Origin of the sequence: Streptomyces sp. NPDC058525, assembly GCF_042719495.1 — a bacterium.
In the GTDB taxonomy this organism is placed as follows: Bacteria; Actinomycetota; Actinomycetes; order Streptomycetales; family Streptomycetaceae; genus Streptomyces.
In genome coordinates, this window is the sequence record NZ_JBHXNP010000032.1 from 61728 (window position 1) to 77716 (window position 15989).

The 15989-nt window shown below is 75.0% G+C and carries 16 protein-coding genes and 1 pseudogene; 13 read left to right on the forward strand and 4 right to left on the reverse strand.

Annotation, left to right across the window (positions count from 1 at the left end; translation table 11 throughout):
• Positions 1–4: 4 nt before the first annotated feature.
• A complete protein-coding gene (locus ACFWP3_RS17495; protein ID WP_384221562.1) occupies positions 5–199 on the reverse strand; it encodes a hypothetical protein in 195 nt (64 codons plus the stop codon).
• A 51-nt stretch (positions 200–250) separates the two neighbouring features.
• Here ACFWP3_RS17495 and ACFWP3_RS17500 point away from each other — a divergent pair, with 51 nt between their 5' ends.
• The 3 genes and pseudogenes from ACFWP3_RS17500 (at position 251) to ACFWP3_RS17510 (ending at position 2915) form a co-directional block, all read left to right on the forward strand.
• Positions 251–1642 (forward strand): ankyrin repeat domain-containing protein, encoded by a 1392-nt coding sequence (locus tag ACFWP3_RS17500; protein WP_384221565.1) that lies wholly within the window; start codon positions 251–253, stop codon positions 1640–1642.
• Positions 1639–2163 (forward strand): annotated as a pseudogene (locus tag ACFWP3_RS17505) (sigma 54-interacting transcriptional regulator); the annotation flags it as partial. The gene ACFWP3_RS17500 and the pseudogene ACFWP3_RS17505, both read left to right, overlap by 4 nt.
• Before the next feature lie 215 nt (positions 2164–2378).
• Complete coding sequence (locus ACFWP3_RS17510) at positions 2379–2915, forward strand: TerD family protein (protein WP_384221567.1); 537 nt, start codon at positions 2379–2381, stop codon at positions 2913–2915.
• 155 nt (positions 2916–3070) lie between these two features.
• On the opposite strand, the gene ACFWP3_RS17515 is transcribed toward ACFWP3_RS17510, so the two are convergent.
• A complete protein-coding gene (locus ACFWP3_RS17515; protein ID WP_384221569.1) occupies positions 3071–3697 on the reverse strand; it encodes a TetR/AcrR family transcriptional regulator in 627 nt (208 codons plus the stop codon).
• Between the two features lie 160 nt (positions 3698–3857).
• On the opposite strand from ACFWP3_RS17515, the gene ACFWP3_RS17520 reads away from it, so the two are divergent.
• From ACFWP3_RS17520 to ACFWP3_RS17555, 8 genes are all read left to right on the forward strand, one after another.
• The gene (locus ACFWP3_RS17520) at positions 3858–4655 is read left to right on the forward strand and encodes a phosphatase PAP2 family protein (protein WP_384221572.1); all 798 of its coding nucleotides are present in this window, start codon (positions 3858–3860) and stop codon (positions 4653–4655) included.
• A complete protein-coding gene (locus ACFWP3_RS17525) occupies positions 4652–5677 on the forward strand; it encodes a hypothetical protein (RefSeq protein WP_384221574.1) in 1026 nt (341 codons plus the stop codon). The genes ACFWP3_RS17520 and ACFWP3_RS17525 overlap by 4 nt, the downstream gene beginning before the upstream one ends.
• 83 nt (positions 5678–5760) lie before the next feature.
• A complete protein-coding gene (locus ACFWP3_RS17530) occupies positions 5761–6027 on the forward strand; it encodes a GlsB/YeaQ/YmgE family stress response membrane protein (protein ID WP_384221607.1) in 267 nt (88 codons plus the stop codon).
• Between the two features lie 35 nt (positions 6028–6062).
• Positions 6063–6251 carry a hypothetical protein gene (locus ACFWP3_RS17535; protein WP_384221577.1) on the forward strand — a complete coding sequence of 63 codons (189 nt, stop codon included), beginning with the start codon at positions 6063–6065 and terminating at the stop codon, positions 6249–6251.
• A gap of 109 nt (positions 6252–6360) precedes the next feature.
• Positions 6361–6840, forward strand: a complete 480-nt coding sequence (rraA, locus tag ACFWP3_RS17540; protein WP_384221579.1) for a ribonuclease E activity regulator RraA — start codon at positions 6361–6363, stop codon at positions 6838–6840.
• A gap of 113 nt (positions 6841–6953) precedes the next feature.
• Entirely contained in the window at positions 6954–8642 is a 1689-nt protein-coding gene (locus tag ACFWP3_RS17545) for a peptide-N4-asparagine amidase (RefSeq protein WP_384221581.1), read from the forward strand.
• A 27-nt stretch (positions 8643–8669) separates the two neighbouring features.
• The gene (locus tag ACFWP3_RS17550) at positions 8670–10325 is read left to right on the forward strand and encodes a serine/threonine-protein kinase (RefSeq protein WP_384221583.1); all 1656 of its coding nucleotides are present in this window, start codon (positions 8670–8672) and stop codon (positions 10323–10325) included.
• Positions 10326–10414: 89 nt separating this feature from the next.
• Positions 10415–11323: a squalene/phytoene synthase family protein gene (locus ACFWP3_RS17555; RefSeq protein WP_384221586.1), complete on the forward strand. Its 909-nt coding sequence runs from the start codon at positions 10415–10417 to the stop codon at positions 11321–11323.
• A gap of 19 nt (positions 11324–11342) precedes the next feature.
• On the opposite strand, the gene ACFWP3_RS17560 is transcribed toward ACFWP3_RS17555, so the two are convergent.
• Together ACFWP3_RS17560 and ACFWP3_RS17565 are read right to left on the reverse strand one after the other, a co-directional pair.
• On the reverse strand, positions 11343–12080 hold the full coding sequence (locus tag ACFWP3_RS17560) for a transglycosylase SLT domain-containing protein (protein ID WP_384221588.1): 738 nt from the start codon (positions 12078–12080) through the stop codon (positions 11343–11345).
• Positions 12081–12591: 511 nt separating this feature from the next.
• The gene (locus ACFWP3_RS17565; RefSeq protein ID WP_384221609.1) at positions 12592–13491 is read right to left on the reverse strand and encodes a dihydrodipicolinate synthase family protein; all 900 of its coding nucleotides are present in this window, start codon (positions 13489–13491) and stop codon (positions 12592–12594) included.
• A 110-nt stretch (positions 13492–13601) separates the two neighbouring features.
• Between ACFWP3_RS17565 and ACFWP3_RS17570 the strand changes: the two genes are divergently transcribed.
• Positions 13602–14615 carry a LysR substrate-binding domain-containing protein gene (locus ACFWP3_RS17570; RefSeq protein WP_384221590.1) on the forward strand — a complete coding sequence of 338 codons (1014 nt, stop codon included), beginning with the start codon at positions 13602–13604 and terminating at the stop codon, positions 14613–14615.
• 73 nt (positions 14616–14688) lie between these two features.
• The gene (locus tag ACFWP3_RS17575) at positions 14689–15777 is read left to right on the forward strand and encodes an S-(hydroxymethyl)mycothiol dehydrogenase (protein ID WP_384221592.1); all 1089 of its coding nucleotides are present in this window, start codon (positions 14689–14691) and stop codon (positions 15775–15777) included.
• The last annotated feature ends 212 nt before the right edge of the window (positions 15778–15989 follow it).

The following is a 15989-nucleotide window of genomic DNA, read 5'->3' on the forward strand; positions in this document are numbered from 1 at the left end:
GCCGTTACGCCGTCCCCGCCTGGATGATCGAGCAGGCCACCGCGCACCGGCTCGCCGGTGACTGGCGGGCGGCCTGCGCCGCCGCGGCCGTGGACATCGCGTCGAACTCCCCGGGATCGAGGCCCGGCACGGCGCGGCCGTCGCCGAGGCCGTCGCGGACGACCTGCGCCACTTCGCCCCGGACCTGCTGCGCTGGCACCTGCCGCGGGCCCTGGGCGGGCGCACGACCATCGAGCCGGACCTGCGGATCGTGCTCGCCTCGTACGGCGGCGCCGGCGGCCCGTCCCTGTCCGTCACCACGCCCACGATGATCGAAGGCCCGCAGCGGCTGCGGCTGCACTGCGCGCCCGTCCCGCCCGTGAAGTGGAATCCGTACGGGGGAGGCGGCTTCCGCCCCGAGAGCTGGGCCGCCGCCCGCCCGTTCTGGGACGCCCGGTGCGCGGCCGAGCTGGGCGCGCGCTTCGGCGCACGGACCGGCCCCGCCGCCCTGATCCGCCGGCTCCAGGCCGACGGGGACATGGATGCGGCCTACGCGGCGGCGGGCATCGAGCGCGACCTGACCGTGCCCGCCCCGCTGCGCCACGAGCGCCCGGTCGACCCGCAGGCGCTGTTCGCGCACCCCCCGATCGCACTCTCCCGGCTGGTGCCGGAGACGAGGCGGCTCATGGCGGCCGGCGTCGGCGAGCGGTTCCGCGTCGCCTTCGGCTGGCGCTCCACCCTCCTGCTGGAGCCGGCGGGCACCGACCGGCTGCGGGCCCGCTTCATCGGCCAGGCCGAGGCCCGCACCGTCCCCGAACTGCCGCGGTACACCTGGCAGCGGCTGCCCGACCTGGAACTGGTGGGGACCGGCCGGATCACCCCCGGCGAGCTCCACCCGCTGGTGTCCGCCGCGCTGTTCCCCGAGGCCGGACCGGTCGTCGGCCCGCCCGGCCCCGACACGGGCCGGCCGGTGCGCGTGCGATGCCGCGGCGGGTGGCACGAGGTGCGCTCACGAGGCGGCGTACTCGACGTGCCGCACACCCCCGAGGAGCAGCAACGCGAGCGCGCCATGCGGGCGTTCGGCGGCAAGGTCTCCGGGTGCTTCGCCGTGCAGCAGACCTGGACCACGGGCGAGGGCCGGCTGCCGCGCGCCCTGCGCGCGCAGCGGCGCGAGTTCTTCCTGCGCGTCCAGCACGGGGACACCCCCGGGGTGACGGCCCTGCTGGACGCGGGCGTGGACCCCCGGATCAGGGACGCCCGAGGACGCGGACTGCTGCACGAACTCCCCCTGCTCGACCACGAGGTGCTGCTGCCGCGGCTGCTCGCGGCCGGGCTCGACCTGGAGGCCCGGGACAAGCAGGAGCGCACTGCGCTGTTCTCCGCCGTGCACCGGGGCGGTTCGCCGGACCTGGTCAGGGCCCTGCTGGCGGCCGGCTCGCGCATCGACGTCATCGACGAGACGGAACTGTCGCTGTCCCAGGAGATCCGCCGCTACCGGCGCACCGACCTCGCCTTCCTGAGGAAGCGCGTCGACGCGGAGTACCCCGGCATCGGCGCCGACTGGTTCGACGAGCACATGGCCCACCGCGGCGAAGACGAAGCCGAAGACGAAGAAGCACACGAGCACGAACACGAACGCGAACGCGAGGACGACGACGCATGAGTGCCCCGCCCCAGCCCGCCCGGGCCCTGGCCGCCGCCGACGCCCTGGGCCGGCGGCTGAGCGCCACCCGCTCCGAACCCGCGACCAACCCCCAACTCGAAGCACTGGCATTGGCCGTGACGGCCAATCAGCCCGTCCTGCTGTGGGGTGAGCCCGGCATTGGCAAGTCCGCCGGCATGCGGCAGCTCGCCACCGCGCTCGGCGTACGGCTGGAGACCGTCATCGCCAGCGTCCACGAGCCCTCCGACTTCGCGGGGCTGCCCATCGTCGGCGAGGACCCCGCCACCACCGGTGTCCCCATGGCCCCGCCGGACTGGGCGGTGCGCCTCGCCCGCACCGGCCACGGCCTGCTCTTCTTCGACGAGTTGTCCTCCGCGCCGCCCGCCGTGCAGGCCGCCCTGCTGCGCGTGGTCCTGGAGCGCCGGGTCGGCAGCCTCGAACTCCCCGAGTCGGTAAGGATCGTGGCCGCGGCCATGCGCTGGCCCTGCCGGACCGGCCGAACATCGTGGTCGTGCTCACCGACGGGTACACGGCATGGCCGGACGAGACGCCGTCCTGCCGGCTGATCGCCGCCCTCGTGGGGCAGGACCCGCCCGAGCCCCCGCCCTGGGTGGAGACCGTACGCGTCGACCTCGCCACGTGAGCGCACTGGCCGGGAACGTACGGTCGTTCGGACCGCGGTGGGGGACACGTGGGAGCATGGCCGGGCAATACCCGTAAGCGAAGGGGGAGTTCGGTGACTGGTGTACGCAAGGGACTGGCCAAGGTCGAGGTCGGGCTGCGGTGGGACCCCAGCCCCGCCGGGACGCCCGCGCACGACCTCGACATCGTCGCGGCGGTGTACGGCGCCGCGGACCTCCACGGGGTGCCCGTGCACCTGGTCCACTTCGGCAGCCGCTCGCCGGACGGCACCATCACCCTGAACCGGGACAGCCACACGGGCCAGGGCTTCGGCTTCGACGAGGTGATGACCCTCGAACTCGGCCGGATGGCACCGGACCTGCGGCGCGTGGTGGTCGGGGTGATCATCCAGGACACCGCCGCCGACGGGGCCGCCGCGACGTTCGCCGACATCGCCGGGACGGGCCTGCGCATCCGCGAGGGCTATACCGACCTCGCCCAGGGCGACTTCGGCTCGGTCCCGTCCGCCACCGCGGCGACGGTCGCCGAGTTCACCCGCGACGACTCGGGAGCCTGGTCGCTCGACGCCCGGCTGCGGGGCTTCGAGGCCGGCCCGGAGGAGTTCACCCGCACCATGGGCGCCGTGCGCTGACGGCGGGTCGCGCACACGCGAGGACCACACGGATCGGACGGCGGCCACTCTTCGGGTGAGTGACCGCCGCCCGGTCCGGATGACGCGCTGCCGCCGTCCCCACGAGGCAGCGCGGGCAGGTCACCGTCCGGTCATCGGGACGGCGGCCCGCCGGTTCAGGGGGCCCCGGCGGGGCCGGGGGTTCCGGGCGGTGTGAGGCCCAGGGAGGGGAGCATGACCGCGTCGACGAACCGGAGCAGGTAGCCCGCGTCCGCGTCGCGCCCTTCGAGCACCGGCCGGATGCGCAGCACGCCCATCAGCTGCGCGGGCAGGAACTCCACGGCCGGGTGGTCCGCGGTGATCTCGCCGCGCGCCACCGCCCGTTCCACCATCACCGCGAAGGCGGCCAGCTCCGGCTCGACCAGCGCCTCGCGCAGCGCGGCCTGGAGCTCACCGTCGCTGAGCACAGCGTGCCCGAGCGCCTGCATGAGCCGGGTGTCGCGCCCCGAGGTGCAGGCCGCGATCCGGGCCGCCTCGCGCAGGTCGCCCGCCAGCGTCCCGGTGTCCACCGCGACGAGCGTGCCCTGCCGGTTCGCGCGGAGCGCCGCGGCGACGAGCTGGGGCTTGGTCTTCCACTGCCGGTAGAGCGTGGACTTGCCGCAGCTGGCCCGCGCGGCGACGCCCTCCATGGTCAGGGCCTCGTAGCCGTGTTCGCGCAGCTGCTCCAAGACGGCGTCGAAGAACTCCTGCTCCCGCTCCGGAGTGATCTTGGAGCGGCGCGCGGTGCTCGGCGTCGACGTCATGGGGTGCGGCTCTCCTAGGGGGCGCCTCGGCGGCAGGTTCCACTGCGAGTGTACCGGAACGCGAGCGTATCGGTACACCGTCGTATCGATACGCAGATGTATCGATACACTGGCGTGTCGATCGTTTCGATCCGTGCGCAACAGGAAGAGGGACCGGGGGATGAGCTCCCACACCACACCCGCCGGGGCGGCGGCAGGCCGGAAGGCCGCGCGCCGCCGCCTCATACGCGAGCTGCTGCTCGTCGCGGGGCTGTTCACCGTCTACAAGGCGGGCCGGATGCTCTCGACCGGACGCACCGAGGAGGCCTTCCGCAACGCCGCCCGGATCTGGGACGCCGAGCGCGCCCTGCACCTTCCCGGCGAGGGAGCGGTACAGCGCCTGCTGCTGCACGGCGACACCCTCGTCCACACCGCGAACACCTACTACGCGGCCGTCCACTTCCCGGCCACCGCGCTCTTCCTGATCTGGCTCTACCTGCGCAGGCCCGACCACTACCTCTGGGCCCGCCGCGTCCTCGCGGTCCTCACCGGAGCCGCCCTCGCCCTGCACCTCGCCTTCCCGCTCGCGCCCCCGCGGATGCTCGGGGCCGCGCACCTGGTCGACACCGGACAGGTCTACGGACCCAGCGTGTACGGGGCCGCCCCGGCCACCGACACCATGGCCAACCAGTTCGCGGCGATGCCCTCCCTGCACTTCGGCTGGGCGCTGATGCTCGCGATCGGCATGATCGCCGCCACCTCCGGCAGATGGCGCGCCCTGTGGCTGCTGCACCCCGCGCTGACCCTGTTCGTGGTCGTCGGCACCGCCAACCACTACTGGCTCGACGCGATCGTGGCGACCCTGCTCCTCGGGGCGGCCCTGCTGCTGATCCCGCGCCGGGGCGCCGCCGCGGCCCCCGTACGAGGACTGCCGGGTCCGCGCCGCGCCGCGCCCGTGCCCGTCGGAGCCGAGCGGTGAACGCCACCGCCCTCGCCGTCGGCCTCTGCCTCGCCTCCGCCGTGGCCTACGCGGCCGCCGCCGTGGCCCAGGAGCGGCTCGCCCGCGCCGGGGCCGCCCGCAGCGCCCGGGCCCTGCTCGGCAACGGCGCCTGGTGGTGGTCGGCCGGTCTGAACGCCGCCGCGGCCCTGCTGCACGCCGCGGCCCTGCGCTACGGACCGCTCACGCTCGTCCAGCCGCTCGGCGCGCTGACCCTGGTGGCCGCGGTCCCGCTGGGGGCGCGCGGAGCCGGCCGCCGGGTGGCGGCCACCGAATGGCGGGGCACCCTGGCCACCGTCGCCGGACTGGGCCTGCTGCTGCTCCCGGCCTCCGGGCCGGCCCCCGACGACACGCTCACCCTCGCCGAGGCGCTCGCCGTCTCCGGCACCACGGCCGCGCTGATCCTGCTGCTGACCGCCGTCAAGGACCCGCGCTCCGGGCTGCGGCACGCCACGGCCTCCGGGCTGGCCTCCGCGGCCGCCTCGGCCCTGACCCAGACCGTGGCCGTCGCGGGCGGCCGCGGCGGATCCCTGTTCAGCGTCCGCGTCGTCGCCGTGGCCCTGCTCGTCGTGGTGTTCGCCGTCGGCGGGATGCTGCTGTCGCAGCGGGCCTACCGGGGCGGGCTCGGCGCCCCGCTGGCCGTGGTCAACCTGGCCAACCCGCTGGCCGCGGCCGCCATCGGCATGGTCCTGCTCGGCGAACGGCTCCAGGGCGGCGCGGCGGGAGCGCTGCTGGCCGCGGCGGGAGCCCTGGCCGCCGCGCGGGGGGTCCTGCTCCTGACCCGCACGCCGCAGGTACCGGCCCCGGCGCCGGCGTCCGTACCGGCCCCGGCCCCGGCCCCGGCGTCCGTACCGGCCCCGGCTGCCGTACCGGCCCCGGCCCTGGCTCCCGTCCCAAGCTCCGTCCCGGCCTCCGCCCCGGCCTTCGTCGCGGCCGTCGCCCCGGCCGCCACGCCCCCGCCCGCGGTCCCGCTGGGCGCGCTCACCCCCGCCCACCACCGCTGAGGGCCGAGCGCCGGAGAACCGATTCGGCCCCGGTCGCGTCCTCCTGGGTGAACCACCGGAACACCGAAACGGAGTGCATGGACATGGGGATCATCGGCTGGATCATCCTGGGACTGCTGGCCGGAGGCATCGCCAAGGTCCTGCTGCCCGGCCGGGACCCGGGCGGCCTGATCGGCACCACCCTGATCGGCGTGGCCGGCGCCTTCATCGGCGGCTGGCTCTCGGCGAAGTTCCTCGACCGCCCGATCGACAACCAGTTCTTCGACCTCGCCACCTGGGGCTCCGCCATCGCGGGCTCGCTGGTCCTGCTGATCGGCTACCGGATCCTCTTCGGCAACTCCCGCGACTGAGTGTCCGGACGCACCGGCCGGGGCAGGGACGGGGCATGAGCCGACGCGCGTACGTGGCACGAGGGGTCCCGGGCGGCTACCGCATCTGGAAGACCAAGGGCGGCCGATGGTGGGGCGACCTCTACGAGCTCTGCCCCGACGACCTCCTCGCCGAGCTGAACGGCAAGGCGGATCCCGAGAAGATCACCGCCCTCCTCAAGCGGTACCGTGCCCTGAAACGCTAGGGGGTGCCTTGCCCTGATCGGCAAGACACCCCCTAGCCAAGGTCGTACCCGGCCCCGCACGGCCCGCAACGGCGTACCCAGAACGAGCCCGCGAGGAAGTTCCAGCGACATGAGCGTCACCCCGGTCCCCACGGCGGACCTCTACGACGAGCACGGCGAAGCACTCGGCATCTGCGCGACGCAGTTCCGCCTCCTGGGCGGCCGCCCGCTGTTCGCCGGTCCCGTGCGGACCCTCGTCTGCCACGAGGACAACGCGCTGCTGCGCGAGCTCGTCCACTCACCGGGCGAGGGCGCCGTCCTCGTCGTGGACGGCGGCGGCTCGCTGCGCACCGCCCTCGTCGGCGACCTCATCGCCGGCGCGGCCCAGCGCAACGGCTGGGCCGGCCTGATCATCAACGGCGCGGTCCGCGACAGCGTGGCCCTCGGCGGACTCGACCTCGGGGTCATGGCGCTGGGCACCGTGCCCCGCAAGAGCGGCAAGACCGGAGCCGGCACGGTCGACGGGCCCGTCACGATCGGCGGCGCCACCTTCCGTCCCGGCGACGCGGTCCACGCCGACGCCGACGGGGTCGTCGTCCTCCCGGCCTGACCCGCACGACCGGCCCGACCCGCCTGACCCGCCCGGGCCGAGCGGCGATTTCCGGCCAGGGCCACCGCGCGGGCCCTGGCGCCCGCCGGGCGGGCCGGTTTCACTGCGGGCCCATGACACGACACAGGATCATGGGCCTGCTCGGCGCGCTGACCCTCGCCGCGACAGCCCTGGCCGGCACCGCGGGACCCGCGAACGCTGCCGCACCGGCACCGGCACCGGCACCGGCACCGGCACCCGCCTCCGCACCCGCCTCCGCACCCGCCCCCGGAGGCGATTCACCGCCCGCCGAGTTCGGCACCGACTGGCACGACCCCCTCACCCCCGCCCCGCCCGTGGCCCGCCCCGGCACCCGGTCCTGCGAAGTCACCCTCGCGGAGGCCCAGTTCCGCGACTTCACCCCGTACCGCGGCAGTTACACCCCGCCCGCGGGCTGTGGCGCCGACCACTGGGCCGCGGTGGTGCTCCGCCTCGACGGCAAGGTCAAGGGCCGCCAGTACGACCGCCTCGGCCACCTCTCCCTCGGCGGCGTCGAGATCCTGCGCACCTCCACCCCGCAGCCCTCGCCCGACGGCATCACCTGGTCGGTCGAGAAGGACGTCACCCGCTACCGCGACACGCTCACCCGCCCGCAGCCCGTCGAGATGCTCATCGGCAACGTCGTCAACGACACCTACACCGGGATCATCGACGTCAAGGTCACCCTCACCTTCTACGCCGCCGAGGGCCGCACCGGCCCCGCCGCCACCCCCGACCGGGTGCTCCCCCTCACCACCCCCGCCGTCACCACCCCGCGCAACACGGAGCGCCTCCTCGCCGAGGTGTACGCCACCGGCTCGGGCGGCGGCTGCGAGGAGTACTGGTACATGACCACCCCGGACGCGGCCCCGTACTCCTGCAAGGCCGCCGACGGCCCCTACCGCGAGGTCCGCGTCTCCGTGGACGGACAGCTCGCCGGCATCGCGGCGCCCTTCCCCACCGTCTGGACCGGCGGCTGGTCCAACCCCTTCCTCTGGTACGTCACCCCCGGCCCCCGCGCCTTCGACGTCCAGCCCATCACCTACGACCTCACCCCCTACGCCGCCCTCCTCAACGACGGCCGTCCGCACCGGATCGAGGTGTCCGTGGCCGGAGTGCCGGCCGGGCAGAGCGGCTGGAGCACCCCCACCAACCTGCTGCTGTGGCAGGACGAGGCACGGAAGGTCGTCACCGGCGCCCTCACCCGGCACGAGCAGAGCGACCCGGCCAACTCCTCCCGCTGGACCCCCGCCGCACCCGGCGGCGAACACCGCCTCGACACCGAGGGCGGCCACCGGCTGACCGTCGCCGGACACCTCGACACCTCCCACGGGCGGGTCACCACCACCGTCACCCGAGCCGTCCACCACACCTCCGTCCACCGCTGGACCGAAGGCGAGAACCGTGACGCGCTCACCGCGACCTGGACCGATGAGGAGACCGTGACCCGCGGGACCACCACCACCCGGACCGGCCGCACGTACACGATGGACGGCGAGACCACCCTGGGCGCCGGCGACCGGCTGCGCACCGTCCTCTCGCTCGGCGACCGCGCCGACAGCGCCACCCTGCGCGGCGGCCGGACGATCGACGTCTCCCGGCTCGACGACCGGTACACGGGCGACGCCACCTACACCGCGAACGTCCCGCGCGACCAGCGGCACGCCGTGGCCACCACCTCCGCCCGCTCCCGCCTGTACGGGTCGCAGGCCCCCGGCCGCTGCCACGACCGCACGGTCACCGCCGTGCAGGGCACCCTCACGGTGGACCGCCGACGCTGCTGACACCGGCGCCCTTTACGATGACCGGCCATGGACACGAGTGAGGCCGGCAGACAGCTGATCGACGGGCGCTTCGAGCTGGTCGCGCCCCTGGGCAGCGGCGGGATGGGCACGGTGTGGCGCGCCCGCGACATCGCACTGCACCGCGAGGTCGCGCTCAAGGAGGTGCGCCCGCCGGACCCGGCGACCGCCGCCGCCCAGCCCGGCCTCGCCGACCAGCTGCGCGAACGGGCCGTCCGCGAGGCGCGGGCCCTGGCCCGCCTCGCCCATCCGCACGTCGTGACGATCCACCACATCGTCGAGCCCGCCGTCGGCGCGGACGGTTCGCAGGGTCATCCGTGGATCGTGATGGAACTGGTCAGGGGCGGTTCCCTGCACGACCGGATCGCGTCCGGACCGCTGCCGCTCGCGGAGGTGCTCCGGCTCGGCCGCGACGTGCTGTCCGCCCTGCGCGCCGCGCACGCCGAAGGGGTCCTGCACCGGGACGTGAAGCCGGCCAACGTGCTGCTGCGGCCCGACGGATCGGCGGTCCTCACCGACTTCGGCATCGCGGCCCTGCACGGCTCGACCGGCCTCACCTCCACCGGTGTGCTCATCGGCTCGCCGGAGTACATCGCACCCGAGCGCGTCCGCGGGGAGGAGGGGCTGGCCGCCTCCGACCTGTGGTCGCTCGGCATGCTGCTCTACGTGGCGGCGGAGGGCGTCCATCCGCTGCGCCGGGCCACCAGCCTGGCCACCGTCGTGGCCGTGCTCGACGAGCCGATCCCGGCGCCCGTACGCTCCGGCCCGCTGGGTCCCGTACTGGAACGGCTGCTCGTACGGGATCCGGCCGCGCGGCCCGACGCCGAGCAGCTCGAAGCGCTGCTCCGGGACGCGAGCACCGCTCTCGGCGCGCCCCCGGGGGCTCCGGCCGTCCCGCCCGCCGTGGGGCAGTACGGGCCGCCCGCGCCGCCGCCGTTCGGCCCGGCGCCCCACCCGTACGCGGTCACCGCGCCCCTCCCGCCCCCGGCGGCCCCGCGCCGGCGCCCGGTGCTGCTCGGCGCCGCCCTCGCGGCGGTCCTCGTGGCCGGGACGGTGGGGATCGTCAAACTGCTGCCGGACGGCGGCGGCCCCGGCGGCGAGGCGAAGGGCGGCCCCGGCAGCAGCGCGAGCGCCGGCCCCTCCGGCAGCGCGGGACCCGCGACCCCCTCGGCCCCGTCGACCCCCGGCCCGAAGGCCGGCGCGAGCAAGGGCGCCAAGACCGAGGGCAGCCTGCTCACCCCCGCCAACATCCGGACGGCCCTGGCGGCCCTGAAGGAGCAGACCGGCACCACGGACTTCGTGAACCTGCGGATCTACGACTCCTACGTCATCGCCGCCGTCCCGACCTCCCCCGGGGCCAAGACCGTCGACTCCTGGCAGTACCGCGACGGCGCGGTCACCCGCAGCGGCCCCGCCGGCACGGTCAGGGACCGGGTCCCGCTCATCGACATGGCCAAGGTCGAATGGGACACCCTGCCCGCCCTCCTGGAGCAGGCGAAGAAGGACCTGGACGTGGCGAACCCGACCTCCCGCTACGTGATCGTCGAGCCCTGGATGATGGACCAGAGCCCGTCCATGCGGCCCTACCTGAGCGACGAGTACGGCCAAGGCGGCTACGTCCTGGCCGGCACCGACGGAAAGGTCAAGAAGGTCTACCGCTCCTGATGCGCGTGCCCGCACGGCGCGCAGGCCTGCGATCCTGATCTCCGTACACGCGGAACACGCGGAGAAACGTTTCGAGGAGCACGACCACGATGCCGACCTGGCGCACCACGCTCACGGCCGCCGGGATATCCGGCACCCGGCTGCGGGACGACCACACCCACGCCGCCCGCCGGGTGCTGCGCCGCGAACCGGCCCCCTACCTCGCGCTGCGGCTGCTCGCCGCCCCGCCCCTGGTGCCGTGGCTCTCCGCCGGACTCGCCTTCATGAACCTGGTCGACGACGTGGCCGAGACCGGCACCCCGGCCGCGCGGGCCGCCAACCTGGCCGCGCTGACCGAACGCGTCGAAGCGGCCCTGAAGACCGGGGACAGCCCCGACCCGGTGCTGCGCGCCTACGCGCACGCCGTGGACTCCCGGGCCCTGCCCGCGCACTGGATCTCCCGGTTCCTCGAAGGCGCCGCCACCGCGGAGGCCGGATTCGACGGCTTCGCCGCCGAAGAGGACTTCCAGGACTACCTCGACGCCTACGCCTGGCCAGGGGTGCTGATCTTCACCGGCCTCCAGTACCAGGGCGGCCCCGACGCCGAACAGGCCGCGGGCTGGCGGCGGTTCGTCGACGCCGCCCAGCGGGTCGACTTCCTCGCGGACCTCGCCGGGGACCTGGCGGACGGCCGCCTGTGCATCCCGCGCGCCCGCCTCGACGAGCACGCGGTGACCCGCGCCGACCTCGAACAGGCCCGGGACACCCCCGCCGTACGCGCGCTCCTCGCCGCCGAGACCGGCCGCGCCCGCACGGCCCTCGACGCCACCGAAGGCATCCTCGACCTCGTCGACCCGGGCCTGCGCCCGGTGACCGAGACCATGGTGGAGCTGATGGCGCACCAGCTCACGGCCGTGGAGCGCGCGGGGGTCGGCGCCCTGCGCCGGGACGTCGGCTACGGCCTCGTGGCCCCCGTGCGCATCCTGCTCCGGGCCGCCCGCCGGCGGCGGCGGCCCTGAGCGTCCGGCGCGGGGCCGGTCAGTAGGGCCCGTTGACGTTGTCGATGGAACCGTAGCGGGCGGCCGCGTAGTTGCAGGCGGCCGTGATGTTCGCGACGGGGTCGTAGGAGTCCAGCGAAGTGCCGGGCACGTGGTAGGCCTTGAAGGTCGGGTCGATGACCTGGAGCAGGCCCTTGGACGGGATGCCGTTCTGGGCGTTGATGTCCCAGTTGTTGATGGCGAGGGGGTTGCCCGAGGACTCCCGCATCACGTTGCGGTGGATTCCGTTGTAGGTCCCGGGAATTCCGTGCTTGGCCATCACGTCGAGGGACTCGCGGATCCATCCGTCGAGATTGTTCGCGTAGGCGGTCTTGGTGGTCGGCTTGAGGGCGGGCCGGGCGGCGGACCTGCTCGCGCGGGCGGTCTCGTCCTGGGCGCCGAGGTTCAGCTTCATACCGGGCCGGATGATCGCCGGGTTGTCGCCGATGACGCTCTTGTTCGCCGCGTAGAGCTTCTTCCAGCCGCCGCTCACGGAATGCTCCGCGGCGATCTCGGAAAGGGTGTCGCCGGCGACCACGGAATAGGTCGCGGGAGCGGTGGCGGGGGCCGCGGCGGGAGCGGCGGTGAGGGCCGCGGGGGCGGCGGTCGGCGCCACCGCTCCGGCGGTGGTCGCGCTGATCAGGGGCAGGGCGAGCGCCGCACCGCCGGTGCCGGCGAGGGCCAGCTTGCGGGTGATCGGGTGCTGCTTCGGCCGACGGTGCTTTCCCTTTGCGGGCATGGCGCATTTCCTCACGTGGGGGACGGAGAGGCCCCGGAGGTGGCCGGTTTAGGGAGCGTGACCGCCGGGAATGAGGGTGACCGTAGGCGAGCCCGACGCGCCGGAACAAGGCCCGAATTCCACCGGTAGATCGACTTCCTGCCCTCCGCCCCGAAAATGACCTTGGAGGGCGCTTCGCGCATTACCCAACTTTCTTTCCGGGAAAAGGGAATCAACCCTTCGAAGGAATTGATGTTGATGCGTTCCGAGTGACTCACATCACGGGCCGCGGGGCCGGTCGCGACCCCTCGGTGAATACGGGCAAGTCCGCTCTCCACGGGCCGGATTCGGGCGACAGGTGCGTTGCGGGCGAATCGCCCATCGCGGATGTTTTCCGGTCATGGCAGCGCCTGCTCCACCGGCCCGCCCGCCCGGCCGGGCCCGCCCGCCCGGCCGGGCCCGTGCCCCGGCCGGGCCCGTGCCCCGGCCGGGCCCGTGCCCCGGCCGGGCCCGGGCCCCGCGGCCAGGGCCTTCAGAGCTCCGCCAGCCGCTCCAGGGCCGCCTTCACCGCCGCCTCCGAGGCCGGCAGCAGCGGGAGCCGTACGCCGGGCGTCGGGATCCGGCCCTGCGCGTGCAGCACGCCCTTGACGACCGCCGGATTCGGCTCGGCGAAGACCGCCTCCGACATCCGGGCCAGGGCGTGCCCGAGCGGCCTCGCCCGCGCCACGTCACCCGCCCGCCAGGCCCCGGCGAGCTCCGCGAACCGGGCCGTCGCCAGGTGCGCCGAGGCCAGGATCCCGCCCGCCGCGCCCAGCGCCAGCATCGGCGAGAGGTACGCGTCGTCCCCGGCCAGCACCTCGAAGCCGTCCGGCAGGTCCCCGAGCAGCGCCACGGCGTCCTGCCCGACCGAGCCGCCCGCGTACTTCACCCCGGCCACTCCGTCCAGCGAGCCGAGCGCCCGCAGGGCCGCCGCGTCCAGCGACTGCCCGGTCCGGTACGGGACGTGATAGACGATCAGCGGTACCGGGCTCACCTCGGCCAGCCGTGCGAAGTGCGCCAGCACCCCCGCCGCCGAGGGCCGTACGAACGGGGGCACGGTCACCAGCGCCGCCCCCGCCCGCGGCCACCGCGCCAGCCGGACCAGCGAAGCCTCCGCGGCCCGGGTCCCGCTCGCCCCGGCGCCCACCGTCAGCAGCGCGCCCCGCTCCGCGCAGACCCGCGCGCACACGCCGGTGACGAGGTCGCGCTCCGCCTCGTCGAGCATGGCCGCCTCCGCGGTGGTGCCGAGGGCGACGATCCCGGCCGCGCCCCCGTCGAGCACCTCGTGGGCCAGTGCCTCCAGGGCCTCGGCGGCGAGGCCCCCGGCGCGGGTGAAGGGAGTGACCAGCGGTACGTGGATCCCGCGCAGACAGAGCCCCGCGCCGGCGTTCATGTCGTCGTTCCCGATGATGTCGGTCCTGTCCTGTGCCATGCCGTCGAGCCTCGCCCGCCCCGAGCCGCGAATCCAGTTCGCGTTTCTTACCCCACCCGTAAGCTGAGCCGATGCTCGACGTACGACGCCTGCGCCTGCTGCGCGAACTCGCCCGCCGCGGGACCATCGCGGCCGTCGCCGAAGCCCTCGCCTTCAGCCCTTCGGCGGTGTCCCAGCAACTCGCCGTCCTCGAACGCGAAGCGGGCCTCCCGCTCCTGGAGCGCACCGGGCGCCGGGTCCGCCTCACCCCGGCCGGCCGGCACCTGGTGGGCCACGCCGAGGCCGTTCTCGAACGACTGGAACAGGCCGAGTCCGATCTCGCCGAAGCGCGCGGCGGCCTGGCCGGAGTCCTGCGCATCGGCGCGTTCCCCACCGCCACCCGGGCCATCGTCCCGGCCGCCCTGACCGCCCTGGCCCGGCACCACCCGGGACTCGAGCCGATGGTCCGCGAGACCGACCCGGCGGCGGTAGCGCACGCCCTGCGCTCCGGCGACCTCGACGTGGCCCTGGTGCACGCCTACGACTTCGTGCCGGCCGCCCGGGAGCCCGGGCTGGCCACCGAGCCGCTGTACCGGGAGGCGATGTACCTGGCCGCGCCCGCCGCGGGGGCTCCCGGTGCTCCTGGGGCTCCCGGTGCTCCTGGCGCTCCCAGTGCTCCTGGTGTGCCCGGGGCTCCCGGCGCCCACGGGATTCCCGGACCGCCCCCGGCCGACGGCCAGGGCGCCGTCCTGCGCGCCCACGCGGAGGACCCCTGGATCACCGCCACCCCCGGCACCCTCTGCCACGCCATGGCCGAACGGGCCTGCCAGGCAGCCGGGTTCACCCCGCGGGTCCGCCACCGCGTCGACGAGTTCGCGACCGTGCTCGCCCTGGTCGCAGCCGGCCAGGGGGTGGCCGTCGTACCGCAGCTCGGGGTCACCGGCCCCGCCGATCCGGCCGTCCGCCTCACCCGTCTGCGCATGCAGCGCCATACCAACCTCGCCTTCCGCAGCGGGGCCGGCGCCCACCCGGCGGTGGCCGCGTTCGGCGCCGCCCTGCGCGCGTCCGTACCTCCTGAGCTGGCTGGATCTCTCGCTCCGGAGTGAGGCAACTCCCCTGCCGGGCGGAGCCCGTGTACGTTCTGACCGGGAACCGACGAGAGCAGAACGGGGTTACGACGTGACGCACCGCGTACGAGGGATCATCGCCCGGAGCAAGGGCGCACCGGTGGAGACGACGACGATCCTCGTGCCCGACCCGGGACCGGGCGAGGCGCTCGTCCGGGTGCAGGCCTGCGGGGTCTGCCACACCGACCTGCACTACCGGGAGGGCGGCATCAACGACGAGTTCCCCTTCCTGCTCGGCCACGAGGCCGCCGGGATCGTGGAATCGGTCGGCCCGGACGTCACCTCCGTGGCCCCCGGCGACTTCGTCGTCCTCAACTGGCGTGCGGTGTGCGGGACCTGCCGGGCCTGCAAGCGCGGCCGCCCCTGGTACTGCTTCGCCACGCACAACGCGACCCAGCCCATGACCCTGGAGGACGGCACCCCGCTGTCCCCGGCGCTGGGCATCGGCGCCTTCGCCGAGAAGACCCTGGTCGCGGCCGGACAGTGCACCAAGGTGGACCGGGCCGCGGCCCCGGCGGCGGCCGGCCTCCTCGGCTGCGGGGTGATGGCGGGCCTCGGCGCCGCCCTGAACACCGGCAACGTCGGCCGGGGCGACTCGGTCGCCGTCATCGGCTGCGGGGGAGTGGGCAATGCGGCCGTGGCCGGCGCCCGGCTGGCCGGCGCCTCGAAGATCATCGCGGTGGACCTGGACGACCGGAAGCTGGAGTGGGCGCGCGGCCTGGGGGCCACCCACACCGTCAACGGCCGCGGCACGGACGTGGTCAAGGCCGTCCAGGACCTGACCGGCGGCAACGGCGCGGACGTGGTCATCGACGCCGTCGGCCGCCCGGAGACCTACCAGCAGGCCTTCTACGCCCGCGACCTGGCCGGCACCGTGGTCCTGGTCGGAGTCCCGACCCCGGAGATGCGGCTCGAACTCCCGCTGCTGGACGTCTTCGGCCGCGGCGGGTCCCTGAAGTCCTCCTGGTACGGGGACTGCCTGCCCGAGCGCGACTTCCCGTTGCTGGTCGACCTCTACCTCCAGGGGCGGCTCGACCTGGACGCCTTCGTCTCCGAGACCATCCCGCTCGACGGGGTCGAGGAGGCCTTCGCCCGGATGGAGCGCGGCGAGGTCCTCCGCTCGGTGGTCGAGTTCCCGTAAGCCCCGGACCCGCCCAGGGACCCGTACTAGACTCACCGGAGCGCCACCCCCGTGGCCCCGCCCCCCCCCCGCCCGGGGGCCGCCCCCCCCCCCCGGGGGACGCGGGACGGGCGAGGACCGCGACGGCCGGCGCCTGGACGTCGCCGGGCAGCGCGTACTCGCAGCCGCTCACCCGGGCCGCGCCCCCGGGGGACGCGGGAACGCGTGAAGGG